Source organism: Pseudomonas sp. D4002, from assembly GCF_013385665.1.
Classification (GTDB): domain Bacteria; phylum Pseudomonadota; class Gammaproteobacteria; order Pseudomonadales; family Pseudomonadaceae; genus Aquipseudomonas.
Genome location: NZ_JACAPN010000044.1, coordinates 24,934 through 50,118 on the forward strand (window position 1 = coordinate 24,934; position 25,185 = coordinate 50,118).

Sequence of the window (25,185 nt, forward strand, 5' to 3'; positions counted from 1 at the left end):
CATGCAAAAGATTCGTCGTGACGACGAGATCATCGTGATCGCCGGCAAAGACAAAGGTAAGCGCGGTAAGGTGCTGAAGGTTCTTGCTGATGACCGTCTGGTCGTTGGTGGTCTGAACCTGGTCAAGCGTCATACCAAGCCTAACCCGATGTCGGGCGTACAAGGCGGTATCGTCGAGAAAGAAGCGCCACTGCACGCTTCTAACGTCGCCATCTTCAACGGCGAAACCAACAAGGCTGACCGCGTTGGTTTCAAAGTAGAAGACGGTAAGAAAATTCGTGTCTTCAAGTCGACCCAAAAAGCGGTTGATGCTTGAACACTGCTAGGTAGAAGACCATGGCACGACTAAAAGAGATTTACCGGAAGGAAATCGCACCGAAACTTAAGGAAGAACTTAAGCTTTCGAACGTGATGGAAGTTCCGCGCGTTACCAAAATCACCCTGAACATGGGTCTGGGCGAAGCGATCGGCGACAAAAAAGTCATCGAGCACGCTGTTGCTGACCTGGAAAAGATCACCGGCCAAAAAGTCGTTGTGACCTACGCTCGTAAATCCATCGCTGGCTTTAAAGTCCGTGAAGGATGGCCGATCGGCGTCAAAGTGACTCTGCGCCGTGAGCGTATGTACGAATTCCTGGATCGTCTGCTGTCGATCTCCCTGCCTCGGGTCCGCGACTTCCGCGGCCTGAATGCCAAGTCCTTCGATGGTCGTGGTAACTACAGCATGGGCGTTAAAGAGCAGATCATCTTCCCGGAAATCGACTACGACAAGATCGATGCTCTCCGCGGTCTGGACATCACCCTGACCACCACTGCCAAGAACGATGATGAAGGCCGCGCTCTGCTGCGTGCGTTCAAATTCCCGTTCCGCAACTGATTGGAGTAGGACCATGGCCAAGATGAGCATGAAAAACCGCGAGCTGAAGCGTCAGCTCACGGTTGCCAAGTACGCCAAGAAGCGTGCAGCACTGAAAGCAATCATCGTTGATCTGAACGCAAGTCCAGAAGCGCGTTGGGAAGCTACAGTTGCTCTGCAGAAGCAGCCACGTGACGCAAGCGCTTCGCGCATGCGTAACCGCTGCCGCCTGACCGGTCGTCCACACGGCGTTTACCGCAAGTTCGGCCTCGGCCGTAACAAACTGCGTGAAGCGGCAATGCGTGGTGACGTACCAGGTCTGGTTAAAGCCAGCTGGTAAGTACGTTCGAAGTCTCGGTGGCCAGGATCGCAAGATACTGACCACCGGTGGCCTAGAATCTGGAACAAGCCCCTTTTGGGGCTTGTTTCATTTCCGGAGTGTGTCTAAAATACGCGGCTCGCCTGAGCCCGTGTGTTTTGTGCTCGGAGATTCTCGGCGACACGTAATGGCCGCAAGGCTAATTTTTTTGTATTAGGAGCGTCTAGCCATGAGTATGCAGGACCCGTTAGCGGACATGCTAACTCGTATCCGTAATGCCCAGATGGCTGAAAAGTCCGTCGTAAGCATGCCATCTTCCACGTTGAAGGTTGCTGTTGCCAAAGTCCTGAAAGACGAAGGCTACATTGCGGGTTATCAGATCAGCAGCGAAATCAAACCACTGCTGTCCATCGAGCTGAAGTACTTCGAAGGCCGTCCGGTCATCGAAGAAGTGAAGCGCGTTAGCCGTCCAGGCCTGCGTCAGTACAAGTCCGTTGATGATCTGCCAAAAGTTCGTGGCGGTCTCGGTGTGTCTATCGTCTCCACCAACAAAGGTGTGATGACGGATCGTGCTGCGCGCGCTGCCGGTGTCGGCGGCGAAGTTCTTTGCACTGTGTTCTAAGGGGGGATAAGCATGTCACGCGTCGCTAAGAACCCCGTTAAGCTGCCAGCCGGTGTCGAAGTAAAATTCGCAGGCCAACAGCTTTCGGTGAAGGGTGCCAAGGGCACTCTGGAACTGAACATCCATTCGTCCGTTGAGATCGTTGAAGAAGCTGGTGAGCTGCGTTTCGCTGCTCGCAATGGCGATCAACAAACTCGCGCAATGGCCGGTACCACTCGTGCGTTGGTAAACAACATGGTCCAAGGCGTAAGCCAAGGCTTCGAGCGCAAGCTCCAGCTGGTCGGTGTTGGTTACAAAGCGCAAGCAAAAGGCACGGTTCTGAACCTGGCCCTTGGCTTCTCGCACCCAGTGGATTACGAACTGCCGGAAGGCATCACCGCTGAGACCCCTAGCCAAACCGATATCCTGATCAAGGGTATTGATAAGCAGCTGGTAGGTCAGGTGGCCGCTGAGATCCGCGACTTCCGTCCACCAGAGCCGTACAAAGGCAAAGGTGTGCGCTACGCGGACGAAGTCGTCCGTCGTAAAGAAGCCAAGAAGAAGTAGGGCATAGCAAATGACCGACAAAAAAGTTACTCGACTGCGTCGCGCTCGCAAAGCACGCCTGAAAATGCACGAACTCGAAGTCGTGCGTCTCTGCGTGTTCCGCTCGTCGCAGCACATCTACGCCCAGGTCATCTCGGCCGACGGCAACAAAGTCCTGGCAAGCGCCTCGACTTTGGATAAAGAACTGCGTGATGGTGCCACTGGCAACATCGACGCGGCCACTAAGGTTGGCCAGCTGGTCGCTACGCGTGCTAAGGCCGCCGGCGTCTCGCAAGTGGCTTTCGACCGCTCTGGCTTCAAGTACCACGGCCGCGTGAAAGCGCTGGCTGATGCTGCTCGTGAAGCTGGGCTGGAGTTCTAAGTTATGTCAAATAACGACCAAAAGCGCGACGAAGGCTACATTGAGAAGCTGGTTCAAGTTAACCGCGTAGCCAAAACCGTTAAAGGCGGCCGTATCTTCACTTTCACCGCGTTGACCGTGGTAGGTGATGGTAAAGGGCGCGTTGGCTTCGGCCGTGGCAAGTCACGTGAAGTGCCTGCTGCGATCCAGAAGGCAATGGAAGCTGCTCGTCGCAACATGATCCAAGTTGATCTGAACGGCACTACTCTGCAGTACGCAATGAAGTCCGCTCACGGCGCTTCGAAGGTGTACATGCAGCCTGCCTCTGAAGGTACCGGTATCATCGCTGGCGGCGCTATGCGTGCTGTCCTCGAAGTTGCTGGCGTTCAGAACGTTCTGGCCAAGTGCTACGGCTCGACTAACCCGGTGAACGTGGTTCACGCCACTTTCAAGGGTTTGAAAGCAATGCAGTCTCCTGAATCCATTGCCGCCAAGCGTGGCAAAAGCGTCAAGGAGATCTTCTGATCATGGCTACCGTTAAAGTAACGCTGATCAAAAGCATGACCGGCCGCATCCCTAACCACAAATTGTGCGTTAAGGGTTTGGGTCTGCGTCGCATCGGTCACACTGTAGAAGTACTTGATACTCCCGAGAATCGCGGGATGATCAACAAGGCTTACTACATGCTGCGTGTCGAGGGTTAATTCGATGAAACTCAATGATCTGAGTCCAGCGCCGGGTTCCCGTCGCGAAAAGCATCGTCCGGGCCGTGGTATCGGTAGTGGTTTGGGCAAGACCGGTGGCCGTGGCCACAAAGGTCAGTCCTCCCGCTCCGGTGGCACCATCGCTCCAGGCTTTGAAGGCGGTCAACAGCCGCTGCATCGTCGCCTGCCGAAGTTCGGTTTCGTTTCCCTGAAAGCCATGGACCGCGCAGAAGTGCGTCTGTCCGAGCTGGCCAAAGTGGAAGGCGACATCGTTACCGTGCAGACCCTGAAAGATGCCAACGTGATCAACGTCAACGTACAGCGTGTGAAAATCATGCTGTCCGGTGAAGTGACTCGCGCTGTCACTATCGGCAAGGGAATCGGCGCCACCAAAGGTGCGCGTTCGGCTATCGAAGCAGCTGGCGGCAAGTTCGAGGAATAAATGGCTAAGCAAGGTGCTCTCTCAGCGCTCGGCAAAGGCGGTATGTCTGAACTTTGGGCTCGTCTGCGTTTTCTGTTCCTGGCGATTATCGTCTACCGAATAGGCGCACACATCCCGGTTCCAGGTATCAACCCGGACCGACTCGCAGACCTGTTTCGACAGAATGAGGGGACCATTCTTAGCTTGTTCAACATGTTTTCCGGCGGCGCGCTGGAACGGATGAGCATCTTTGCACTGGGGATCATGCCGTACATCTCGGCATCGATCATCATGCAACTGATGACCGCCGTCAGTCCGCAGTTGGAGCAGTTGAAGAAGGAAGGTGAAGCTGGCCGTCGCAAGATAAGCCAGTACACCCGCTACGGCACTGTCATCCTCGCCCTGGTCCAGGCTATCGGCATGTCCGTTGGCCTGGCCGGGCAGGGTGTTGCGTTCACTGGTGACTTTGGCTTCCATTTCGTCGCGGTATCCACATTTGTGGCTGGTGCGATGTTCATGATGTGGCTGGGTGAGCAGATTACTGAGCGTGGTGTTGGTAACGGTATCTCGATGTTGATTTTCGCAGGTATCGTTGCCGGTCTTCCGAGAGCGATTGGGCAGTCTTTCGAGTCTGCACGTCAGGGTGATATCAATATCTTCGCCCTGGTTGCCATCGGTTTGTTGGCAGTAGCGATTATCGGTTTTGTGGTGTTCATTGAGCGTGGCCAGCGTCGTATTGCTGTTCACTACGCCAAGCGTCAGCAGGGCCGCAAGGTCTTTGCCGCGCAGACCAGCCACCTGCCGCTGAAAGTGAACATGGCCGGGGTTATTCCTGCCATTTTCGCGAGCAGCATTTTGCTGTTTCCGGCTTCGTTGGGTGCCTGGTTCGGTCAGTCTGAAGGTATGGGCTGGTTGCAGGACATCTCGCAGTCGATCGCTCCTGGTCAGCCGTTGAATATTCTGCTGTTTAGTGCAGGGATTATTTTCTTCTGCTTCTTCTATACGGCGTTGATGTTCAATCCGAAAGACGTAGCGGAAAACCTGAAGAAGTCCGGTGCCTTTATTCCGGGTATTCGTCCAGGTGAGCAGTCTGCGCGCTACATTGATGGCGTTCTGACTCGCTTGACCATGTTCGGTGCTCTATATATGACGGCCGTCTGCCTGTTGCCCCAGTTCCTGGTGGTTGCAGCAAACGTTCCGTTCTACCTTGGCGGGACCTCGTTGCTGATCGTCGTCGTGGTTGTGATGGACTTCATGTCCCAAGTACAATCGCACCTCGTTTCGCACCAGTACGAATCCCTGATGAAGAAAGCCAACCTGAAGGGTTACGGCAGCGGCATGTTGCGCTGAGTACCCATAAGGTTCGAGGAGTTGGTGATGAAAGTTCGTGCATCGGTGAAAAAGCTGTGCCGTAACTGCAAGATTATTCGCCGCGAAGGTGTTGTTCGAGTAATTTGCAGCGCGGAACCGCGTCACAAACAGCGCCAAGGCTGAGTGTGATCCGCTTGAAGCCCGGCAGCTAGTGCGCTGCCGGGTTGATTATTTGTTATTACAGCGATATTATCTCGCGCCCTATTTCTTGGCTTCCGGGGCGTAGGTAGCTGTCAATTGGAGTCCCACTGAATGGCCCGTATTGCAGGCGTTAACATTCCAGATAACAAGCACACTGTTATCTCGCTGACCTACATCTATGGTGTTGGTCGCACTACTGCGCAGAAAATTTGCGCAGATACTGGGGTAAACCCAGCCGCAAAGATCAAGGATCTGAGCGACGAGCAGATTGAGCTGTTGCGTGGCGAAGTGGCGAAGTTCACCACTGAAGGTGACCTGCGTCGCGAAATCAACATGAAAATCAAGCGTTTGATGGACCTCGGTTGCTACCGTGGTCTGCGTCATCGTCGTGGTCTTCCAGTACGCGGTCAGCGTACCAAGACTAACGCGCGTACCCGTAAAGGTCCGCGTAAGCCGATCCGCAAGTAATCGCCCACGCGAATCGACAGGAAATTAATCATGGCAAAACCTGCTGCTCGTCCTCGTAAAAAAGTTAAAAAGACAGTGGTTGATGGCATCGCCCACATCCATGCATCTTTTAACAACACAATCGTGACCATCACCGACCGTCAAGGTAACGCGCTTTCTTGGGCTACCTCCGGTGGTTCGGGTTTCCGCGGTTCCCGCAAGTCCACCCCGTTTGCTGCTCAAGTAGCTGCTGAACGTGCTGGTCAAGCTGCGCTGGAATATGGCCTGAAAAACCTCGACGTCAACGTCAAAGGTCCAGGTCCAGGTCGTGAGTCTGCTGTCCGTGCATTGAACGGCTGTGGCTATAAGATCGCCAGCATCACCGACGTGACGCCAATCCCGCACAACGGGTGCCGTCCGCCGAAGAAGCGCCGCGTGTAATCCAGGAGATTGTAAAGAATGGCTCGTTACATTGGTCCAAAATGCAAACTCGCTCGTCGTGAAGGCACCGATCTCTTTCTGAAGAGCGGCGTGCGCGCGATCGAATCGAAGTGCAACATTGAAGCAGCACCTGGTATCCACGGCCAACGCCGCGGTCGCCAGTCCGACTACGGCACCCAACTGCGTGAAAAGCAGAAGGTCCGTCGTATCTACGGCGTTCTCGAGCGTCAGTTCAGCGGCTACTACAAAGAAGCTGCTGGCAAGAAAGGTGCAACCGGTGAAAACCTGCTGCAACTGCTCGAATGCCGTCTGGACAACGTTGTATACCGTATGGGCTTTGGTTCGACTCGTGCCGAATCCCGTCAGCTGGTATCGCACAAATCCGTCAGCGTAAACGGCCAAACCGTTAACGTCCCGTCGTACCAGGTTCGTGCTGGTGACGTGGTCGCGATTCGCGAGAAAGCAAAAAATCAACTTCGCATTGTCCAAGCTCTCGATCTGTGTGCCCAACGTGGCCGCGTAGAATGGGTAGAAGTAGACACTGAGAAGAAGTCGGGCGTTTTCAAGAACGTTCCTGCTCGCAGTGATCTGTCCGCCGACATCAACGAAAGCCTGATTGTCGAGCTCTACTCCAAGTAAGGGCTAGAAAATAGGTGCATCCATGCAGATTTCGGTAAATGAGTTCCTGACACCCCGTCACATTGATGTGCAGGTTGTCAGTCCAACCCGCGCCAAGATCACTCTCGAGCCTCTCGAGCGTGGTTTTGGCCACACCCTGGGCAACGCGCTGCGCCGCATCCTGTTGTCCTCAATGCCCGGCTGTGCAGTAGTCGAGGCCGAGATTGACGGTGTGCTCCACGAGTACAGCGCCATCGAAGGTGTACAGGAAGACGTAATTGAAATCCTGTTGAACCTTAAAGGTCTGGCTATCAAGCTGCACGGCCGTGACGAAGTTACGCTGACCTTGTCGAAGAAGGGTTCGGGGGTGGTTACCGCTGCCGATATTCAGCTGGATCATGATGTCGAGATCGTTAATCCCGATCACGTAATCGCTAACCTGGCGTCTAACGGCGCCCTGAACATGAAGCTCACCGTAGCTCGTGGTCGTGGTTATGAACCGGCCGACTCGCGTCAGAGCGATGAAGACGAAAGCCGCAGCATTGGTCGCTTGCAGCTCGACTCTTCGTTCAGCCCGGTTCGCCGTATCGCATACGTGGTGGAAAACGCCCGTGTCGAACAGCGTACTAACCTGGACAAGCTGGTTATTGATCTGGAAACCAACGGTACTCTGGATCCTGAAGAGGCTATCCGCCGCGCTGCAACCATTCTGCAACAGCAGTTGGCTGCGTTCGTCGACCTCAAGGGTGACAGCGAACCAGTGGTAATCGAGCAGGAAGACGAGATCGATCCGATCCTGCTTCGCCCGGTTGACGATCTGGAACTGACTGTACGTTCGGCTAACTGCCTTAAGGCGGAAAACATTTACTACATCGGTGATCTGATTCAGCGCACCGAAGTAGAACTGTTGAAGACTCCGAACCTGGGCAAGAAATCCTTGACTGAAATCAAGGACGTTCTGGCCTCCCGCGGTCTGTCCCTCGGCATGCGCCTCGACAACTGGCCGCCTGCAAGTCTTAAGAAGGACGACAAGGCGACTGCCTGATCGTCGTAATCACCGAACGTGAGTTTGGTAAGGAATGAACCATGCGTCATCGTAAAAGTGGTCGTCACCTGAGCCGTACCAGCTCGCACCGTAAGGCTATGTTCCAGAACATGGCGGTGTCGCTGTTCGAGCACGAGCTGATCAAAACTACACTGCCGAAAGCTAAAGAACTGCGTCGCGTTGCTGAGCCGCTGATTACTTTGGCCAAGACAGACAGCCTGGCTAACCGCCGTCTGGCTTTCGACCGTACTCGTTCGAAAGCTATCGTTGGTAAGCTCTTCAACGACCTGGGCAAGCGTTACGCTACCCGTGAGGGTGGCTACCTGCGCATCCTCAAGTGCGGTTTCCGCGCTGGTGACAACGCGCCTATGGCGTACGTTGAGCTGATCGATCGTCCAGTTGGCGGTGAAGCTGTATCCGCTGAGTAAGACGTCAGTCTGTAACGAAGAACCGGGCCTAGTGCCCGGTTTTTTGTGCGCGTTGGAAAACTGGAATTACCTCGAGCGAATACACATTCAGCCCGTGCAGCTACTTCTGATATCCGTTCGGATGTATCGTTAGTTAATTTCTATCGGTGGGTATGATTTAATAAATTTGATGGTGTCATCTTCCTGGTCAATAATCGCTCCAAGCCGATTAGCCGGCAGTTCCAAGACTGACCTGAGGAAGATTGAGCATGAGCCAGAATAAAACCCTTACTACCGCCAGCGGCGCACCTGTCGCGGATAACCAGAATTCCCGTTCCGCCGGTCCACGCGGCCCGCTGCTGCTCGACGACTTTCACCTGATCGAGAAGCTCGCTCACTTCAACCGTGAAAACATTCCTGAGCGTCGTGTACACGCCAAAGGCTCGGGCGCTTACGGTACCTTCACCGTCACTCAAGACATCACGCAGTACACCAGCGCCAAGCTGTTCGATTCTGTGGGCAAGCAAACCCCGACTTTCCTGCGCTTCTCCACGGTGGGTGGCGAGCGTGGTTCGGCTGATACTGAGCGCGACCCGCGTGGTTTCGCGTTGAAGTTCTACACCGAAGAAGGCAACTGGGACATCGTTGGTAACAACACCCCGGTGTTCTTCATTCGCGACCCGCTGAAGTTTCCCGACTTTATCCACACCCAAAAGCGCCTGCCGCAAAGCAACCTGAAAAGTGCACAGATGATGTGGGACTTCTGGTCGCACTCCCCTGAGGCGCTGCACCAGGTCACCATCCTGTTTTCGGACCGTGGCATCCCGGACGGCTACCGTCACATGCACGGCTTCGGCAGTCACACCTACAGCTTGATTAACGCCAAAGGCGAGCGTCACTGGGTGAAGTGGCACTACAAGACCAAGCAAGGTATCAAGAACCTGGCGCCGGCTGACGCTGCACGCCTGGCGGGTACCGACCCTGATTACGCTCAGCGCGATCTGTTCGGTGCTATTGAGCGTGGTGACTTCCCGAAATGGCGCGTGTGCATTCAGATCATGACTGAGGCCCAGGCCAACGCTCACTACGAAAACCCGTTCGACGTGACCAAGACCTGGTCGCAGAAAGAGTTCCCGCTGATCGAAGTGGGTGAGCTGGAACTGAACCGCAACCCGCTGAACTACTTCGCTGAAGTTGAACAGGCGGCTTTCGGTCCAAGCAACATGGTCCCGGGTGTTGGCCTGTCGCCAGACCGCATGCTGCAAGGGCGCGTGTTCGCTTACGCCGATGCCCATCGCTACCGCGTAGGTACCAATCACCAGCAACTGCCGGTGAATGCGCCACGCAGCCCAGTCAACAGCTACCAGCGTGATGGTTCGATGGCATTCGGCTCCAATGGTGGTGCGGCCCCCAATTACGAGCCAAACAGCTACGCCGATGCGCCGAAGCAGGCTCCTCAGTATGCCGAGCCAGCCTTGGCCCTGAGCGGTGCGGCTGATCGTTACGATCACCGCGAAGATACCGACTACTACAGCCATGCCGGTGCGCTGTTCCGCCTGATGAACGATGAGCAGAAAGCCCTGCTGATCAACAATATCGCCGGCGCAATGGCGGGTGTTTCCAGCGACGTGGTGCAGCGCCAGTTGCAGTACTTCTTCAAGGCCGACCCGGCTTATGGAGAAGGGATCGCATCTGCACTGGGTGTATCGCTTAACTGACTCTAAACGATAAGCAGAACCGCCCTCATTTGGGCGGTTTTTGCGTTATTTAAGCTACTTTTCACCGGAAATCTTCACTTTTCTGCCGTTGGTCCCGTGACCTCCGGGTCATCATGGTTCAAACTACAGACTTTCAAGCAGGGAGATGTAGGGCGATGCAAGGTCACCCCGACGTAATCGATTACCTCAACACGTTGCTGACGGGCGAACTGGCAGCTCGTGACCAATATTTCATTCACTCGCGGATGTACGAAGACTGGGGCTTTACCGAGCTCTACGAGCGTATCAACCATGAAATGGAAGAAGAGGCACAGCACGCCGACGCGCTGATGCGCCGTATCCTGATGCTCGAAGGCACGCCGCGTATGCGTCCCGACGACCTGGACACCGGCACCACGGTGCCAGAGATGCTCGCCAGCGACCTGCGCCTTGAGTACAAGGTCCGTGCCGCGCTCTGCAAGGGCATCGAGCTCTGCGAGCAGCACAACGACTACGTCACGCGGGAAATCCTGCGGGTGCAGTTGAATGACACCGAAGAGGATCACACCTACTGGCTGGAAAAGCAGTTGGGCCTGATCAAGCTGATTGGCCTGGAGAATTACCTGCAATCGCAGTTCTGATTCCTCCAGCTACTAAAAAGCCCCTGTCACTTACACGGTGACAGGGGCTTTTTCGTGGGGCTGAACAATCAGTCCTTGTCGCGAGCCAGCAGAGGCTTGAGGTAGAAGCCGGTGTGAGACTGCTTCATCTCCGAGACTTGCTCCGGTGTGCCGACCGCAATGATCTGCCCACCTTTGGAACCGCCTTCCGGCCCCAGGTCCACCAGCCAGTCGGCGGTCTTGATCACATCCAGATTGTGCTCGATCACTACCACCGTATTGCCGTGGTCACGCAGGCGATGCAGCACATCCAGCAATTGCTGAATATCCGCGAAGTGCAGGCCTGTGGTCGGCTCGTCGAGGATGTACAGCGTCTTGCCGGTATCACGCTTGGACAGCTCGCGAGACAGCTTGACCCGCTGGGCCTCGCCACCCGACAGCGTCGTCGCCGACTGACCCAGCTTGATGTACGACAGGCCTACATCCATCAGCGTCTGCAGCTTGCGCGCCAGGGCCGGTACCGCGTCAAAGAACACCCGGGCTTCCTCGATCGTCATCTCGAGGGTTTCGTGGATGCTCTTGCCCTTGTACTTGATCTCCAGGGTTTCGCGGTTGTAGCGCTTGCTCTTGCACACGTCGCACGGCACGTAGATATCCGGCAGGAAGTGCATCTCAACCTTGATCAAGCCATCGCCCTGGCACGCCTCACAGCGTCCACCCTTGACGTTGAACGAGAACCGGCCAGGCCCGTAACCGCGTGAGCGCGATTCCGGCACACCGGCGAACAGCTCGCGAATCGGCGTGAACAGCCCGGTGTAGGTCGCCGGGTTGGAGCGCGGTGTGCGGCCAATCGGGCTTTGGTCGATATCGACCACCTTGTCCAGGTGTTCCAGGCCCTTGATGCTGTCGTGAGCGGCGGCTTCCAGGGTGGTCGCGCCGTTCAGTGCAGTGGCACTCAACGGGAACAGCGTGTTGTTGATCAGCGTTGATTTGCCCGAACCGGATACACCGGTCACACAGGTCAGCAGGCCCAGCGGGATCTCCAGGTCGACATTGCGCAGGTTGTTGCCACGCGCGCCCTTGAGGTGCAGTGCCATCTTCTTGTTGCGCGGGGTGCGTTTGGCCGGCACGGCGATCTTCACGCGACCCGACAGGTACTTACCGGTCAGCGAGTCAGGATGCGCCATCACTTCAGCCGGCGTGCCCTCGGCGACAATATGCCCACCGTGAACACCCGCTCCCGGGCCGATATCGACCACATAATCGGCCAGGCGAATCGCGTCTTCATCGTGCTCGACCACGATCACCGTATTGCCGATGTCCCGCAGGTGCTTCAGCGTGCCCAGCAAGCGGTCGTTGTCACGTTGATGCAATCCAATCGACGGTTCATCGAGGATGTACAACACGCCCACCAGGCCGGCACCGATCTGGCTGGCCAAGCGAATCCGCTGGGCTTCACCGCCGGAAAGCGTGTCGGCACTGCGGTCCAGCGACAGGTAGTCCAGGCCCACGTTGACCAGGAACTGCAGCCGTTCACGAATCTCCTTGAGGATCTTGTCGGCAATTTCCCCGCGGCGGCCCGTCAGTTTCAGCGTGCCGAAGTATTCGCAGGCATCGCCAATCGGCAGGTTGGTCACTGCCGGCAGGGTCTTCTCGCCAACCCACACATGCCGAGCCTCACGGCGCAGGCGTGTGCCACGGCAATCCGGGCAAGGCTGGGTGCTGAGGAACTTGGCCAGCTCCTCGCGCACGCTGGCGGACTCTGTCTCGCGGTAGCGCCGCTCCAGGTTCGGCACGATGCCTTCGAACGGGTGCGAGCGTTTGACGATATCGCCACGGTCGTTCAAATACTTGAAGTCGACGTTCTGTGAACCGCTGCCATGCAGGATGAATTTCTGCTGTTCGGCCGGCAGTTCGTTGAACGGCACTTCCAGGCTGAACTTGTAGTGCGAAGCCAACGACCCCAGCATCTGGAAGTAATAGACGTTACGCCTGTCCCAGCCACGTATCGCACCCTCCGCCAGTGTGAGGTCACCGTTGACCAGGCGCTTGATGTCGAAGAATTGCTTAACCCCCAGGCCATCACAGGTCGGGCAAGCGCCGGCCGGGTTGTTGAAGGAAAACAGCTTCGGTTCCAGCTCGCTGATGGCATGGCCGCAGATCGGGCAGGCGAAGCGCGCGGAGAAGATGATTTCTTCCCCGGGTTCGTCGTCCATCGGCGCCACCAGGGCGATACCGTCTGCCAGCTTCAGCGCGGTCTCGAAAGACTCCGCCAGGCGCTGCTGCAAATCGGCACGCACCTTGAAACGGTCGACGACCACATCAATCGAGTGCTTTTTCTGTTTATCCAGCTTCGGCGCTTCGTCCAGCTCGTAGAGCTTGCCGTTGATGCGGGCACGCACGAAACCCTGGGCACGCAGTTCTTCAAAGACCGAAAGGTGTTCACCCTTGCGCTCGCGAATCACCGGTGCCAGCAGCATCAGCTTGGCGCCCTCCGGCTGGGCCAGCACCAGGTCGACCATCTGGCTGACGGTCTGGGCTTCCAGGGGAATGTCGTGGTCCGGGCAGCGGGGAATACCGACGCGGGCATACAGCAGGCGCAGGTAGTCGTAGATCTCGGTGATGGTGCCCACGGTGGAACGCGGGTTGTGGGAGGTGGATTTCTGTTCGATGGAAATCGCAGGCGACAGGCCTTCAATGGTGTCGACGTCGGGCTTTTCCATCATCGACAGGAACTGGCGGGCATAGGCCGACAGGGATTCCACGTAGCGGCGCTGGCCTTCGGCGTACAGCGTGTCAAACGCCAGGGACGACTTGCCGGACCCGGACAAGCCGGTGATGACGATCAGTTTGTCCCGTGGCAGGGTCAGGTCGATGTTCTTCAGGTTGTGGGTTCGAGCCCCACGAATCAGGATCTTGTCCAAGATGGCCTCGCACGGCGGGCGTAAATAATGCAGGAGTATACGGCTAAAGACTGGATGAATATACACTGTCAAAGTGCCGGGTGCAGCCTTACATGAAAGCTGCGCGGCAAAGCGCCGCATATACCCTCTCAATCGATGGGACTGGTAGAATCGCCGCCGGTTCACACGAGGTTTATCCATGCACGATCCCCACAGCGAACGCATGAGTGGCAGCGAGACCCGCGCAGCAAGCGGTCTGGCCCTGGTGTTCGCATTCCGTATGCTTGGCATGTTTATGGTGTTGCCGGTGCTGGCGACCTATGGAATGGATCTCGCAGGAGCGACCCCGGCCCTGATCGGCCTGGCGATTGGCGCCTATGGCCTGACCCAGGCGCTGTTTCAGATTCCGTTCGGCGTCATTTCCGACCGCATCGGCCGCCGGCCGGTGATCTACCTCGGCCTGATCGTCTTCGCCCTGGGCAGTGTGCTTGCGGCCAATGCCGATTCGATCTGGGGCGTGATCGCCGGACGCGTCCTGCAAGGCGCCGGCGCGATTTCCGCCGCCGTCATGGCACTGCTCTCCGACCTGACCCGCGAACAACACCGTACCAAGGCCATGGCCATGATCGGCATGACCATCGGTCTTTCGTTCGCCGTGGCGATGGTAGTCGGCCCGCTGCTGACCCGCGCGTTCGGCTTGCACGGCCTGTTCCTGGCGACGGGTGGCATGGCGCTGTTCGGCATCGTGATCGTCGCCTTCATGGTTCCGCATTCCACGGGGCCGTTGCAGCACCGTGAGTCGGGCGTCGCCAAGCAGGCATTGCTGCCGACACTCAAGCACCCGGACCTGTTGCGCCTGGATTTGGGTATCTTCGTATTACACGCAATGCTGATGTGCAGCTTCGTCGCCTTGCCTCTGGCCCTGGTACAAAAAGCCGGGCTGCCCAAGGAGCAGCACTGGTGGGTGTACCTGACCGCGCTGCTGATTTCGTTCTTCGCCATGATCCCGTTCATCATCTATGGCGAGAAGAAACGCAAAATGAAACGAGTTCTGCTGGGCGCCGTCGCGACATTGATGCTCACTGAGCTATTCTTCTGGCAGTTCGGCGACAGCCTGCGGGCGCTGGTGATCGGCACGGTGGTGTTCTTCACCGCGTTCAACCTGCTGGAGGCTTCACTGCCTTCGCTGATCAGTAAGGTTTCACCGGCCGGCGGCAAAGGCACGGCGATGGGCGTGTATTCCACCAGCCAGTTCCTCGGTTCTGCACTGGGCGGGATCATGGGTGGCTGGATGTTCCAGCATGGCGGTTTGTCGGTTGTGTTCCTGGGATGCGCAGGTCTGGCTGCCCTCTGGCTAGCCTTTGCTGTTACCATGCGCGAACCTCCCTATGTGACGAGCCTGCGCTTGCCGTTATCGCCCGAAGCGATCCGCGAAGCCGGTCTGGTCGAGCGCCTTAAGGCCGTTGTTGGGGTTACGGATGCTGTGGTTGTTACTGAAGAAGCCGCCATCTACATCAAATTGGACACCGAATTATTGGATCGCGCGACGCTCGAGCAACTGGTCAACCCAGTGCCGACAGCGCGCCCAGCCTAGGAGAACGTTATGGCCCGTGGGGTTAACAAAGTCATATTGGTCGGTACATGCGGCCAGGATCCCGAAGTTCGCTACTTGCCGAACGGTAACGCCGTGACCAACCTGAGTCTGGCGACCAGCGAACAGTGGACCGACAAGCAAACCGGCCAGAAGGTCGAGAAAACCGAATGGCACCGTGTGTCGATGTTCGGCAAGGTTGCAGAGATCGCCGGTGAATACCTGCGCAAAGGTTCGCAGGTCTACATCGAAGGCAAGCTGCAAACCCGCGAGTGGGAAAAAGACGGCATCAAGCGTTACACCACCGAAATCGTGGTCGACATGCAAGGCACCATGCAACTGCTGGGCGGCCGTCCACAGGGCGACCAACAGGGCCAGGGCGGCATGTCCAACTCGGCGCCGCGTCCACAGCAGCAGTCCCGTCCGCAGCCAACCCAGCAGCCACAGCGTGAGTCGCGTCCAGCGCCACAGCAGGCCGCTCCTCAGCCGGCAGCCGACTTCGACAGCTTTGATGACGATATTCCGTTCTGAGGAGCCGCAGAGACCGTTTTGTTAGGTTTCTTCCTAAAACCCCCGCCATGCGGGGGTTTTGTCGTTTTGGGGGTGTTAAAAAAAACTTGACCGAAATTTACTAGGCTCATACCTTGAGTTTCTGTTAGGTATTCGAGGTGGGTATGCAGCTAGCGATCAGGCGGTTTAAGGGCGAGTCGGGCGAAAGGTTCGCGATTCTGATCGACGAGTTTGGCATGCCGCTGTTCTACCCCGCTCTTTACGTAACTGCACAGATGCGTGGGGCCTCGCTGTCGATCAATACCATAGACAATGCATTGTCGGCACTCAAAGCAATGTATGCCTGGCAGAGCTACTACGATCTCAACCTAGAGTCGCGTTTTAAGCGGAGCGAGTTGCTCGTAGGTCATGAAGTCCACTCTCTGAGAGACTTCATGCAGAAGCCTATGAGTAGCATGTGGCCATCAGCTGGTAATGTCTTAGCAATTCAGCGGAAACAGGATCGAGTAGCTAAAGATAATCAGTACAACCGCATGAGTGTTATCGCCGAATACGTCGGATTTCTTGCTGGAAGGTTGCATCCTGTGACGGCAACTAGCGCTCGTGAGATCGCGGCGATGGTGTCTCAGGTCAAAGCTAACCGGCCCACTCTGAGCAGCCAAACGGAAAAGGACAGATCGGAATCAGATTTTGACGATAACGTCCTGGACGTCTTAGAAGAAATTCTCAAACCTGGAGGCGACTCCAATCCTGTTACTGATATTGGATTGCAGTATCGAAACGCTTTGATGTTTACAGTTCTCCGACTAACTGGGATGCGTCGGGGCGAGTTGTTAAACCTAAAGATCGAGGACTTCGATTTTGGGAAATACACCTTGAAGATCGTACGTCGGCCAGACTCTGCCGGTGACCCCAGAACCTATCAGCCACTTGCAAAGACGCGAGAGCGAACATTTCCGCTGATTCCAGAGTTGATGGACAAGATCCAGCGCTATATCAGTGGTTACCGTAACAAGGTTCCTGGGGCTCGTAAGCATGGCTACCTTTTTGTTACCCACCGCCCTGGAAAAACTGTCGGATGGCCTCTTTCGGGCTCCGGCTTCGGCAAGTTCATTGGCTCATTGTCGAATTTGGCGGATGAGTTCTCTGGCATGCACTCGCATGCGTTGCGGCATCACTGGAATTACATGTTCTCAAAAAACAGCGAAGAAAAAGGCTTGAGCCAGGAGCGAGAGAACAAGCTACGGTCGTACCTCATGGGTTGGAGTGAAACCTCGGGGACAGCACAAACTTATAATAAAAGACACATCAAAGAAGCTGCCGGGGAAGCGACCATGAGTTTGCAGAAAAAGCATTTGGGGATTAAGTCTGATGATTATTAACAGTTCTATCATTGCCCGTTATGAGCGTACCAATTTTATTTCCAAGGACGGATATGAGGTAGCAATCTTCTCCGACCACTGGAAGCTAAACAAAGATATCGGATTCTTCCTGGATCACCTTCCAGAATGGCTTGATAGTGAGATCAAACGGGCGTTTCTACAGGTGCTGTCAATTTATGCTCAGACTTCTTCTGCACCTTACACAGTGGCGGTGTTCAGGCGGTTCAGACATTATTTTGAGTCTACGACAGGGCCCCTGTTGTTCTCCCCAGAATCGGTCATTTCCTATCGTTCCGCTTTAGAAGGTGAGGATTGGCATCTCAGTTCGATGCGTGCGTTCATCAGAACCTGGGTTAGCTTGGGCTACGAGGGCGTGCCTGGTGAAACGCTGAAGATGATGGAGGGCTGGAGAATAAAAGGAAATGAGAAAGGATATGCAGTGCAGTCGATGTGTCCTGAGAGTGGGCCGCTCACGGATATTGAAATGGAAGGGGTCGTCTCTAGACTTATTGATTGTTACTCAGATGGTAGCCTAAGCCTCCGAGAGGTTTGCTACGCAATGATTTTAGCACTGACTGGCCGACGCCCATCCCAGATTGCAGCCCTCAAGGTTAAGGATTTACTTTTCCGAGGAGGTCGCTATTTCATTAACTTCCCCAGAGCAAAGCAGAAATATGGGGTTTGGCGTGCCTCCTTTAAAAAGTATCAAATTGTTGAAGATCTGTGGACTTTGCTTCAGGAGCAAGCAGAAAGTTCAAAATCAGCATTTGTTGAGGCGTGCGGCGATAAATTCAATGCTGATTTGATACCCGAGTTGCCGCTCTTCCCAGCTATCAAATATTACGATGGTGGTGTGGAGCTTGGCATTCAACTGTCAGGAGATTATTTGCATGCGCGTGTTGCTGAGCTCTCCTATGTAATGACTAAAGTAAAAGAGAAAGTTGCAGTTATCAGTGAGCGGACTGGAGCGATCACTCATCTGAACCCCTATCGCTTCCGTTATACCTTGGGTACAAACCTGGCTCGAGAGGGCCGAGGCGAATATATTATCGCTGAAGCACTTGATCATTCGGATATCCAGAATGTCGGCGTTTATGTAAAGAACATCCCTGATATCGTGAAACGCATCGATAAAGCGGTAGCCTTACAATTGGCGCCTTTCGCACAAGCTTTTCAAGGAGTGATCGTCAGGGATGAAGCTAAAGCGCGCCGGGGCGAAGATCGCGCCAGCCGTGTATGCAGTGCGGGTGGCAATGTCGGCACCTGCGGCAGCTATGGCTTCTGCGGTGCTCTCGCCCCGATTGCTTGTTACACATGCTCTCACTTCCAGCCGTGGTTGGACGGCCCACATGAGCTTGTTCTGGATGACCTCCTTCGTGAGCGCGACAACGTACGTGATACTACCGGTGACCTGAAAATCGCATCCGTAAATGACCGACTCATCCTTGCAGTCAGTAATGTCGTAACCCGTTGCAATGCAATGAAGAGCGAGTTTGTGAATGCCTAATGTCTTTCTTTTTGTACCCAAAGCCCAAATCACCAGTCGGCAAAATTTGGAAGAGTTCATTCTCATGTGTCGTGACAGGCTCACGGTGTTCGGCGATGACTTGGACTGGTATAGCCACGCGTGGCCGGGTGTCGGCAACTTCACCAAGAAAGGTGCTCCCTCTCGCGGTTTTACTCAAGATCAGTTGATGGACGCTGAGATCATTCCGTTCGCTAAAGCATACGTCCGCTACCAGCAAGGACATAACCCGAGCAAACTGAAGAATGAGTTCAAGGCTATTCGCTGTATTGAAGCTGCTCTCCTTGAGATCAAAGGTTGCGCGGACATCACCCAGACTGACATTAGCGTGATGAACGAGGCAGCCCAAGTTGCGCGCACCTACGACGCGTCGTCTTATCAAGCAGGGATCAGCCTCGTGAAACTCCTAGAGTTTCTGAATGAAAGCGGGATCATCCCTGCGCCAGTCGATTGGAAGAACCCGATTAAAAAGCCAAAGGAGATTCACGGTACAGATGCTATGGCCAAAGGGCGACGTCAGGCAAAAATGCCACCTGACTACCTACTCGACTCAATGGCAGAGATCTTCAGCAACGATCTCTTGGGCGCACGAGATCGCTTCACCTCATCCATTTTTGCATTGTGTATGTGTGCTCCGTCGAGAGTCACGGAGGTGCAGGATTTACCGGTGAACTGCCTGTACCGAGGACTCGACAATGAAGGAGTAATGCGGCTCGGGCTGAGGTTCTACGCAGGTAAAGGTTATGAGTCAGATATCAAATGGATGCCTACGCCGATGGAGCAAGTTGCTGAGGAGGCCGTGCGCCGGCTTGCCGAGATGTCTGAGCCAGGTCGCAAGCTTGCAAAGTGGCTGGAAACCAATCCGAACGAGTTCTACCGTCATGAAGACTGTCCAAATGTTGGTGAAGACCAGCTATTGACGGATGCCCAAGCATGCATGGCGATAGGGTTTGATCCGGGAGAATCGCTAGGTGTTTCCCGCCAAAGACTCAAACTTGGAATGAAATCGTACGAACCATTCTTGGCTTTTTACGCTAAACACGGCCATGTAACTCTACGGTTTCTCAACGGCTACATGCATAGCATGTTGCCAAAGGGTTGGCCATGGATGAACAAAGAGCGGCACATCAAATACTCCGATGCGCTTTGCTGTTTCCGTCAAAACGAGTTGCGGATGGATATGCCTCCTCGACCAATCATCGTATGGGGCCCTGGAAAAAGCACGTTCACGACTGACATCAACTACATCGAGGGTCAGGAGCGAAGCATCTGGGAGCGCAATGGGTACAAGAATCCAGACGGCAGCCCTATTTCGATGTCGTCACACCAGATTCGGCATTTCCTGAATACGATTGCCCAGCGTGGCGAATTAGGCCAATTGGACATTGCGAAATGGTCTGGTCGGGCGAATATTCATCAAAACGCTACTTACAACCACATGACCGACGACGAGCACGTCGAAATGGCAAGGGAAGCCGGGATCGGGGTAGCGTTGACCAAGATCCGAGAAAACGTGCCGGTCACACTGGAAGATCTAGATGCCATCGGTGAAGGGATCGCACACATCACGATTTTCGGATTTTGTGTGAAAGACCTTTCGATGGTGCCGTGCCAGAAGCACCGGGACTGCCTCAACTGCACCGAGCAAGTCTGCGTCAAAGGGGACGATAGCAAACTCCAACGTCTCAAAATTCACAGAGATTCCATTCGCGTCCAGCTCGCGAAAGCTCAGGCAGCGAACGAGGACGGTATCTACGGCGCTGATCGCTGGAGCCAGCATCAAATCAAAACCTTGGAACGAGCTGACCAACTGATCCAGATCCTTGAATCGAAAGACACTCCAGATGGCACCATCATCCGTTTGAGTAACGACCAGGAATTCAGTCCACTTAAACGCGCCATTGCTGCTCGCTCTGCAATGCCAAGCCTGCCTGCGCCGAAGGAAGACGAACCGGATATGGATGAGATCCGCGCTCTGATGGGGATGTAAGCGATGGCCAAGCACTTAAGCGAAAGAGATATTGATCTGGTCGTTGGGTTGATCGACGGATGGGAGGGAAAGCTTAGCTGGGACGCTCTCGGCGATGCTGTCGAGCCTTTGATCGGGACGCGCCCTGCCAGGCAAACGCTTGCCTTGCAGGAGAGAGTCAGAAACGCCTTCGATCACCAAAAAGCAAGGCTGAAGTCGGGTTTTACAAAGGTGAAACCGCCGGCAAGCTTGCGGATTGCCGAGCAACGAATTCGCCGGCTAGAAGCCGAAAACTCTCGTCTGGAGCATGAAAACGCACGTTTGCTTGAGCGGTTTATGCGCTGGCAGTACAACGCTCATAAATTCAACGTGTCGGCTGAGAAACTGGATGCTCCGCTTCCATTTGTTGATCGCGACTCGTCAGAGGCCAAGTCCTAATGGCTAATGGGCAACAGATCGCAGAAGAAAACCTTGCGGCGTTTATGGCATGGTCGACATCCAAGTCTGATGATGACTTTAGAGGGTACGTGCATCGTGGCAAGCTGAAACGTTCCGAAATCGCGACTGAGTGCGGGTTTGGGAAAAGTGCGCTCACGCAGAACCCGGCGATCCGCTCGGCCTTGGAAGGCCTCGAAAACGAGCTAAGAGCGGCAGGAATACTGCCTCCCTTGCTCGCTTCATTGCCTGTTGGTCAGCGACTGGAGCCAGCGCTCAGGGACACTGAAGCCAAACAGCGTCGGCATGACGGTCAGCGTCTCAATTCTCTGGAGCAAGAGAACGCTGCACTCCGTGCAGAGCTTCAGGCCGCAAAGCAGATGCTTGGTCGCCATGCACTGATTACTGAGTTTTTGGAAGAAACAGGACGGATGCCTCGATGAGCACCGCAGCTCCTTCGCTTATCAATGTTAGCGTTCGTATCACCAGCATCCGCTCTGTCAACAGGAAGGGGTGCATAGCATTCGGTCATCGAATGGATGTAGCCCTCGGCATCAATGATCGTTCGAGTCCTGTCGTTATTCGGGTTTCAGACGCTATTGCAAAGCTTTCGGATATCGCAGTAGGGGCGATTTTTGAGGTTTATGGCGAAGCGACCACGGTATTGCGCAGCCATGGCACCTTCGTAGTCAGTGAATTGACCGTGGACGCCCAGGATTTAAGGATTGTTCGCCCTAGTGGTTCCCAAGTCATCCAATGGCTGGGGGACAACGTCAAAGGTGTTGGAGAAGTCAAAGCCACCCGTCTGTGGGACGCTCTGGGGGAACGTTTGTACGACTCCTTGGATCACGCTGACCACGGGGCGGTTGAATTAGTCCTCCCAACCGAAGACGTCCGGAACGGGATGTTTGAGCGGTGGGCTCAGGACGGTGATGCAAAGACGTTACGGTTTGTACAAGACAAGCAGATCCCGCTGGATATCGCTCGCAAAGCGATTCGTTTCCATAAGAAACAAACAATCTGGGCTCTTACCAACGACCCCTATCGACTGCTCAGTTTCGCAGGTACTTGGGACTGCGTTGATCGGGTCGCCAGGAATAGTTTTGGATTACGTCTGGACGACCCGCGACGATTGGCTGCGGCACTGGAGGAGGCTCTGTATCGCGTTTCTGAACAGGGGCATACCTGCAGCACATTTAGTGCTCTTCACGCTTCAGTTGGCCAACTGATCAAACCACATGCTGCACCTACAGCTGCCTTGTCGGAAGCTCTTCTGGCAGGCGCGAAAGTCGGTCAGTTTGTATTCCAAGATTTACCGCTTTTGGGGCCGATGCTTTTTGCGCCGGGCTCGTGGCTCATGGAACGACGTTGTGCCCAGTTCATAAGGGACTTGATCTCCATTCCTCTAATGCAGCCACAGTTATTCAAGGTGGATGTAAGCGATGTCATATCACGCTTCGAGGAAAAAGAGCGTGCCCACCTTGGCCTGCCGGCGTTTGGCTTGAACCAAGCCCAGCGAGATGCCGTTGCCACTTCATTTTCAAATCGATTCAGCGTTATAACTGGAGGTGCTGGCGTCGGGAAAACTACTGTCCTCAAGGCGCTCTACAAGGCGTTGGATACAACCGGGCGGCCACGTTTTCAAATGGCCCTATCTGGCCGAGCCACGGCTCGAATGATTGAAGCTACTGGCGAGGAGGCGCGGACTATCGCAGGCTTTCTGCGCAAAGTAGGCGACAAGGAAATGGGCCTTGCACCAATCATTGTCATTGACGAAGCTTCGATGCTTGACCTCGTGACGTTCTACCGACTGGTTCAAAAGTTGCCATCTGAGTCTCAGATAATCTTGGTGGGTGATCCGTATCAACTGCCGCCAATTGGCGCCGGCCTGATCTTGCATGTGCTGTGCGATATGGCGGCGGTGCCAATCACTGAGCTGGTTGAGGTCAAACGCCAAGCCAAAGACTCATCAATTCCATTAGCGTCCCGCCAGATTCGAGATGGCCAGCCTCCGACATTTAGCTCGAATGAGCGCGATGAGGTCGTGTTCTTGCCTTGCTCTGATGAGCAAATCATTCCAACTGTCCTCAGGCTATATGATCAAGATTCTGAAAACACCCAGATCCTGTCAGCAACAAGATCGTGCCGATTTACGGGCGTTAATGCTTTAAACCGGATCTGTCACGTCCAGTATGGGGATCACACCAGGCAGTTGTTGGTCGAGAACCAAGAGACAGGTGAGGTTGAAGCGACCGGGCTCTCTGTCGGAGATCTTGTGATGTACACGGCAAATGACTGGGCTCGTAACCTCCAGAATGGGTCTCTTGGCAAGTTAGAGGAGGTTTTTGACAAGCCGCGCTCAGTGGATCTGGGCGATGAAAACAAGCCTTATTTTTGCACGGCCCTAGGCATGGCTACGTTTGAGGGGGTAAAGCATTACATTCTAAACACTGACATTGACTCACTGGAGCTGGCGTACTCAATCACAGTCCATAAGGCTCAGGGTTCCCAGTTCAGGCGAGTGATCATCCCAGTGCGTAAGTCACGCATTCTTGACCGTACCTTCGTATACACGGCTGCAACCCGAGCCCAAGCGCAAGTGGTGTTCGTCGGTGAGTTGGATGCGGTGAAGGAGGCTATTGCATTACCCCCCAGAGCTTTCTCACGGCAAGTTGGTCTGCGTGCGTTGCTGGAAGCAGTCTAGAACTTTTAGCAGTTTAATTTCCATAAAACACTAAGTTGTTAGTTGGTCGTGGACGTGCTCAGTCACATCAATGCCAGATGGTGGAGCGGGCGCTCCGTTTGGCTAGCGCCAATGATCATCAGCGTAAAATGGGCGCCGTAAGTGCTATCTCTCAAATCATAATTGCTTTTACTGGGTTCGTTAGTGTTAGTTGTATTATAGTGCTAGGAATTACAGTATTAAAGTATATTTCTCGTTTGCTCTTGAAGTTGTGTTTTGAAATGGTACAACTTATATACCACTCAAATAATTAACAAGGAGTGTGTGGAGGACTGAAAATGAAAAACAAAAAGATACTAATAGTTGTTGTGTGCGTGATTTTGGCCGTATGGCCAGGAAGGGTAGGGGAGGACTTTGTCTCTGCCCCCTTTGAAGTAGAGCGTACAGGGGGTGGTGAGGCAAAATAAAGTGTTATAGAACTACGACCGTCAGGTCGTTTTTTTTTGTCGGTGTTTGATACTATAATATTTGCATTAAAGCTATTTTACTTATATTCAAATAAAGCCTATTGCAGAATGGCAGTCTCAGTTAATGCCTTGCACATGTACCAAGCCGAGCCAGGGCAAAGCCCCCTGAACTGCTCCGTCTGAGAAATAAGAGGTGGCGCAGAGCCTCGTTGATTTACTGCATAGCCCTGCTGCTCAAAAAAGCCTGACGCAGTTGTTGTCAGCAAATGAAATCGAGCGATTCCCTGCTCGGCGGCTTTCGCTTCAATGTTCTTAAGCACCGTGACACCGACCCCTTTCGATCTGTATGTCGAGACTACGACCAGGGAACGCAGCAACCCGTCCGTACCATGCGTTTCGAAACCTCCCCATGCGACCGTCTCACTATCCTGTGTGAACTCAAAAAAGGTTCGGCCTGGAAGATCAATATCGTCTCCTGGAAGGTCAGCAGATTTCAGTGCATCGCGAAAGCGCTGCCATTGACCTCCGGCTATTTCCGTTGCCTGGATCATCATCTCTTTGCCCATCCCCTTATCTCCTTTGTGCCGCTTTGTAAGAACTGTCACGGCTCAAGCCGAAGCAGCAGTCATCATATTCGCTTTACCGAATATTCGCTAAAGCGTATATTCGATTTTCCATATGCGTCGAGTTTAACCATGAGCCCTGCTATCAAAGTGCTTTTCGTGTGCGTTGCCAACTCAGCCCGATCCCTGCTTGCAGAGGCATTGCTGTGTCACACCGATCAGCGCTTCGAGGCTTTCAGCGCAGGGTCTGAACCGTCTGAGATTGATCTTCGCACGACTCAAGCATTGTAGGCGGTTGGAGTCGATGCAACGGGCCTGCGCAGCAAGTCCATCAGCGAGTTTCAAGCTGATCGATTCGATTACGTAATCACTCTTTGTGATAAATCCGCAAGCGAGTGCCTACCAATACCCAGCGCAGGTGAAGTCATTGCTTGGGATTTTCCTGACCCAGTTACTAGCGTTGATCCTGGCGCATTTCGCCACACGCTCCACGACATCCACGAGCGCATCAAGCTCTTCGTTTTGGTCAAGACCAAACACCTGGAGGATCTGTGACAGAACCC

Annotated in this window: 28 protein-coding genes and 1 pseudogene; 27 read left to right on the forward strand and 2 right to left on the reverse strand. The window is 54.6% G+C overall.

Annotation, left to right across the window (positions count from 1 at the left end; translation table 11 throughout):
* Position 1 precedes the first annotated feature (1 nt).
* From rplX to bfr, 18 genes are all read left to right on the forward strand, one after another.
* Positions 2-316: a 50S ribosomal protein L24 gene (gene rplX / locus HX824_RS26835; protein WP_007896770.1), complete on the forward strand. Its 315-nt coding sequence runs from the start codon at positions 2-4 to the stop codon at positions 314-316.
* A 20-nt stretch (positions 317-336) separates the two neighbouring features.
* The gene (rplE, locus tag HX824_RS26840; protein WP_003210069.1) at positions 337-876 is read left to right on the forward strand and encodes a 50S ribosomal protein L5; all 540 of its coding nucleotides are present in this window, start codon (positions 337-339) and stop codon (positions 874-876) included.
* Positions 877-889: 13 nt separating this feature from the next.
* Positions 890-1,195, forward strand: coding sequence for a 30S ribosomal protein S14 (gene rpsN, locus HX824_RS26845; protein ID WP_003176414.1), 306 nt, complete (start codon positions 890-892; stop codon positions 1,193-1,195).
* Between the two features lie 208 nt (positions 1,196-1,403).
* Positions 1,404-1,796 (forward strand): 30S ribosomal protein S8, encoded by a 393-nt coding sequence (gene rpsH, locus HX824_RS26850; RefSeq protein ID WP_003186040.1) that lies wholly within the window; start codon positions 1,404-1,406, stop codon positions 1,794-1,796.
* Positions 1,797-1,808: 12 nt separating this feature from the next.
* Positions 1,809-2,342 (forward strand): 50S ribosomal protein L6, encoded by a 534-nt coding sequence (gene rplF, locus HX824_RS26855; RefSeq protein ID WP_003176412.1) that lies wholly within the window; start codon positions 1,809-1,811, stop codon positions 2,340-2,342.
* Between the two features lie 10 nt (positions 2,343-2,352).
* On the forward strand, positions 2,353-2,703 hold the full coding sequence (gene rplR / locus HX824_RS26860; RefSeq protein WP_003186037.1) for a 50S ribosomal protein L18: 351 nt from the start codon (positions 2,353-2,355) through the stop codon (positions 2,701-2,703).
* A 3-nt stretch (positions 2,704-2,706) separates the two neighbouring features.
* Complete coding sequence (rpsE, locus tag HX824_RS26865) at positions 2,707-3,207, forward strand: 30S ribosomal protein S5 (RefSeq protein WP_003186035.1); 501 nt, start codon at positions 2,707-2,709, stop codon at positions 3,205-3,207.
* A gap of 2 nt (positions 3,208-3,209) precedes the next feature.
* Positions 3,210-3,386 (forward strand): 50S ribosomal protein L30, encoded by a 177-nt coding sequence (rpmD, locus tag HX824_RS26870; protein ID WP_003186033.1) that lies wholly within the window; start codon positions 3,210-3,212, stop codon positions 3,384-3,386.
* A 4-nt stretch (positions 3,387-3,390) separates the two neighbouring features.
* Positions 3,391-3,828, forward strand: a complete 438-nt coding sequence (gene rplO, locus HX824_RS26875; RefSeq protein ID WP_003210066.1) for a 50S ribosomal protein L15 — start codon at positions 3,391-3,393, stop codon at positions 3,826-3,828.
* Positions 3,829-5,157 (forward strand): preprotein translocase subunit SecY, encoded by a 1,329-nt coding sequence (gene secY, locus HX824_RS26880; RefSeq protein WP_003210064.1) that lies wholly within the window; start codon positions 3,829-3,831, stop codon positions 5,155-5,157.
* 27 nt (positions 5,158-5,184) lie between these two features.
* Positions 5,185-5,301, forward strand: a complete 117-nt coding sequence (gene rpmJ / locus HX824_RS26885) for a 50S ribosomal protein L36 (protein ID WP_002555468.1) — start codon at positions 5,185-5,187, stop codon at positions 5,299-5,301.
* A gap of 129 nt (positions 5,302-5,430) precedes the next feature.
* Positions 5,431-5,787, forward strand: coding sequence for a 30S ribosomal protein S13 (rpsM, locus tag HX824_RS26890; protein ID WP_003210063.1), 357 nt, complete (start codon positions 5,431-5,433; stop codon positions 5,785-5,787).
* A gap of 30 nt (positions 5,788-5,817) precedes the next feature.
* The gene (gene rpsK, locus HX824_RS26895) at positions 5,818-6,207 is read left to right on the forward strand and encodes a 30S ribosomal protein S11 (protein WP_002555466.1); all 390 of its coding nucleotides are present in this window, start codon (positions 5,818-5,820) and stop codon (positions 6,205-6,207) included.
* Positions 6,208-6,225: 18 nt separating this feature from the next.
* Positions 6,226-6,846, forward strand: a complete 621-nt coding sequence (rpsD, locus tag HX824_RS26900) for a 30S ribosomal protein S4 (protein WP_003210056.1) — start codon at positions 6,226-6,228, stop codon at positions 6,844-6,846.
* Between the two features lie 22 nt (positions 6,847-6,868).
* Positions 6,869-7,870, forward strand: a complete 1,002-nt coding sequence (gene rpoA, locus HX824_RS26905) for a DNA-directed RNA polymerase subunit alpha (protein ID WP_003176403.1) — start codon at positions 6,869-6,871, stop codon at positions 7,868-7,870.
* Between the two features lie 41 nt (positions 7,871-7,911).
* The gene (gene rplQ / locus HX824_RS26910; protein ID WP_003210053.1) at positions 7,912-8,298 is read left to right on the forward strand and encodes a 50S ribosomal protein L17; all 387 of its coding nucleotides are present in this window, start codon (positions 7,912-7,914) and stop codon (positions 8,296-8,298) included.
* A gap of 248 nt (positions 8,299-8,546) precedes the next feature.
* Positions 8,547-9,995 (forward strand): catalase, encoded by a 1,449-nt coding sequence (locus HX824_RS26915; protein ID WP_008436430.1) that lies wholly within the window; start codon positions 8,547-8,549, stop codon positions 9,993-9,995.
* A 155-nt stretch (positions 9,996-10,150) separates the two neighbouring features.
* Complete coding sequence (bfr, locus tag HX824_RS26920; protein ID WP_003210048.1) at positions 10,151-10,615, forward strand: bacterioferritin; 465 nt, start codon at positions 10,151-10,153, stop codon at positions 10,613-10,615.
* Between the two features lie 68 nt (positions 10,616-10,683).
* Here bfr and uvrA read toward each other — a convergent pair whose 3' ends face one another.
* Entirely contained in the window at positions 10,684-13,518 is a 2,835-nt protein-coding gene (uvrA, locus tag HX824_RS26925; protein ID WP_003210046.1) for an excinuclease ABC subunit UvrA, read from the reverse strand.
* Between the two features lie 178 nt (positions 13,519-13,696).
* On the opposite strand from uvrA, the gene HX824_RS26930 reads away from it, so the two are divergent.
* The 8 genes from HX824_RS26930 (at position 13,697) to HX824_RS26965 (ending at position 23,613) form a co-directional block, all read left to right on the forward strand.
* A complete protein-coding gene (locus HX824_RS26930) occupies positions 13,697-15,091 on the forward strand; it encodes an MFS transporter (protein ID WP_003210044.1) in 1,395 nt (464 codons plus the stop codon).
* Positions 15,092-15,100: 9 nt separating this feature from the next.
* Positions 15,101-15,619, forward strand: coding sequence for a single-stranded DNA-binding protein (locus tag HX824_RS26935; RefSeq protein WP_003210042.1), 519 nt, complete (start codon positions 15,101-15,103; stop codon positions 15,617-15,619).
* A 143-nt stretch (positions 15,620-15,762) separates the two neighbouring features.
* A complete protein-coding gene (locus HX824_RS26940) occupies positions 15,763-16,980 on the forward strand; it encodes a site-specific integrase (RefSeq protein ID WP_177055547.1) in 1,218 nt (405 codons plus the stop codon).
* Entirely contained in the window at positions 16,970-18,487 is a 1,518-nt protein-coding gene (locus HX824_RS26945; RefSeq protein ID WP_150689299.1) for a site-specific integrase, read from the forward strand. The genes HX824_RS26940 and HX824_RS26945 overlap by 11 nt, the downstream gene beginning before the upstream one ends.
* Positions 18,480-20,495, forward strand: coding sequence for an integrase (locus tag HX824_RS26950; protein ID WP_150689300.1), 2,016 nt, complete (start codon positions 18,480-18,482; stop codon positions 20,493-20,495). The genes HX824_RS26945 and HX824_RS26950 overlap by 8 nt, the downstream gene beginning before the upstream one ends.
* A gap of 3 nt (positions 20,496-20,498) precedes the next feature.
* Entirely contained in the window at positions 20,499-20,912 is a 414-nt protein-coding gene (locus tag HX824_RS26955; RefSeq protein WP_024669046.1) for a hypothetical protein, read from the forward strand.
* Positions 20,912-21,352, forward strand: coding sequence for a VPA1267 family protein (locus HX824_RS26960; RefSeq protein ID WP_150689301.1), 441 nt, complete (start codon positions 20,912-20,914; stop codon positions 21,350-21,352). Before HX824_RS26955 ends, HX824_RS26960 begins: the two co-directional genes overlap by 1 nt.
* Positions 21,349-23,613, forward strand: a complete 2,265-nt coding sequence (locus HX824_RS26965) for an AAA family ATPase (protein WP_177055549.1) — start codon at positions 21,349-21,351, stop codon at positions 23,611-23,613. Before HX824_RS26960 ends, HX824_RS26965 begins: the two co-directional genes overlap by 4 nt.
* 544 nt (positions 23,614-24,157) lie before the next feature.
* Here HX824_RS26965 and arsN2 read toward each other — a convergent pair.
* Positions 24,158-24,625, reverse strand: coding sequence for an arsenic resistance N-acetyltransferase ArsN2 (gene arsN2, locus HX824_RS26970; protein ID WP_177055551.1), 468 nt, complete (start codon positions 24,623-24,625; stop codon positions 24,158-24,160).
* 129 nt (positions 24,626-24,754) lie between these two features.
* Between arsN2 and HX824_RS26975 the strand changes: the two are divergent.
* Positions 24,755-25,177: pseudogene (locus HX824_RS26975) on the forward strand (arsenate reductase ArsC).
* Positions 25,178-25,185 lie beyond the last annotated feature (8 nt).

Bases quoted from the DNA above. Each gene is read 5' to 3' on its own strand.
- rplX (WP_007896770.1), top strand. From the start codon at position 2: ATGCAAAAGATTCGTCGTGACGACGAGATCATCGTGATCGCCGGCAAA.
- rplE (WP_003210069.1), top strand. From the start codon at position 337: ATGGCACGACTAAAAGAGATTTACCGGAAGGAAATCGCACCGAAACTT.
- rpsN (WP_003176414.1), top strand. From the start codon at position 890: ATGGCCAAGATGAGCATGAAAAACCGCGAGCTGAAGCGTCAGCTCACG.
- rpsH (WP_003186040.1), top strand. From the start codon at position 1,404: ATGAGTATGCAGGACCCGTTAGCGGACATGCTAACTCGTATCCGTAAT.
- rplF (WP_003176412.1), top strand. From the start codon at position 1,809: ATGTCACGCGTCGCTAAGAACCCCGTTAAGCTGCCAGCCGGTGTCGAA.
- rplR (WP_003186037.1), top strand. From the start codon at position 2,353: ATGACCGACAAAAAAGTTACTCGACTGCGTCGCGCTCGCAAAGCACGC.
- rpsE (WP_003186035.1), top strand. From the start codon at position 2,707: ATGTCAAATAACGACCAAAAGCGCGACGAAGGCTACATTGAGAAGCTG.
- rpmD (WP_003186033.1), top strand. From the start codon at position 3,210: ATGGCTACCGTTAAAGTAACGCTGATCAAAAGCATGACCGGCCGCATC.
- rplO (WP_003210066.1), top strand. From the start codon at position 3,391: ATGAAACTCAATGATCTGAGTCCAGCGCCGGGTTCCCGTCGCGAAAAG.
- secY (WP_003210064.1), top strand. From the start codon at position 3,829: ATGGCTAAGCAAGGTGCTCTCTCAGCGCTCGGCAAAGGCGGTATGTCT.
- rpmJ (WP_002555468.1), top strand. From the start codon at position 5,185: ATGAAAGTTCGTGCATCGGTGAAAAAGCTGTGCCGTAACTGCAAGATT.
- rpsM (WP_003210063.1), top strand. From the start codon at position 5,431: ATGGCCCGTATTGCAGGCGTTAACATTCCAGATAACAAGCACACTGTT.
- rpsK (WP_002555466.1), top strand. From the start codon at position 5,818: ATGGCAAAACCTGCTGCTCGTCCTCGTAAAAAAGTTAAAAAGACAGTG.
- rpsD (WP_003210056.1), top strand. From the start codon at position 6,226: ATGGCTCGTTACATTGGTCCAAAATGCAAACTCGCTCGTCGTGAAGGC.
- rpoA (WP_003176403.1), top strand. From the start codon at position 6,869: ATGCAGATTTCGGTAAATGAGTTCCTGACACCCCGTCACATTGATGTG.
- rplQ (WP_003210053.1), top strand. From the start codon at position 7,912: ATGCGTCATCGTAAAAGTGGTCGTCACCTGAGCCGTACCAGCTCGCAC.
- HX824_RS26915 (WP_008436430.1), top strand. From the start codon at position 8,547: ATGAGCCAGAATAAAACCCTTACTACCGCCAGCGGCGCACCTGTCGCG.
- bfr (WP_003210048.1), top strand. From the start codon at position 10,151: ATGCAAGGTCACCCCGACGTAATCGATTACCTCAACACGTTGCTGACG.
- HX824_RS26930 (WP_003210044.1), top strand. From the start codon at position 13,697: ATGCACGATCCCCACAGCGAACGCATGAGTGGCAGCGAGACCCGCGCA.
- HX824_RS26935 (WP_003210042.1), top strand. From the start codon at position 15,101: ATGGCCCGTGGGGTTAACAAAGTCATATTGGTCGGTACATGCGGCCAG.
- HX824_RS26940 (WP_177055547.1), top strand. From the start codon at position 15,763: ATGCAGCTAGCGATCAGGCGGTTTAAGGGCGAGTCGGGCGAAAGGTTC.
- HX824_RS26945 (WP_150689299.1), top strand. From the start codon at position 16,970: ATGATTATTAACAGTTCTATCATTGCCCGTTATGAGCGTACCAATTTT.
- HX824_RS26950 (WP_150689300.1), top strand. From the start codon at position 18,480: ATGCCTAATGTCTTTCTTTTTGTACCCAAAGCCCAAATCACCAGTCGG.
- HX824_RS26955 (WP_024669046.1), top strand. From the start codon at position 20,499: ATGGCCAAGCACTTAAGCGAAAGAGATATTGATCTGGTCGTTGGGTTG.
- HX824_RS26960 (WP_150689301.1), top strand. From the start codon at position 20,912: ATGGCTAATGGGCAACAGATCGCAGAAGAAAACCTTGCGGCGTTTATG.
- HX824_RS26965 (WP_177055549.1), top strand. From the start codon at position 21,349: ATGAGCACCGCAGCTCCTTCGCTTATCAATGTTAGCGTTCGTATCACC.
- arsN2 (WP_177055551.1), bottom strand. From the start codon at position 24,625: ATGGGCAAAGAGATGATGATCCAGGCAACGGAAATAGCCGGAGGTCAA.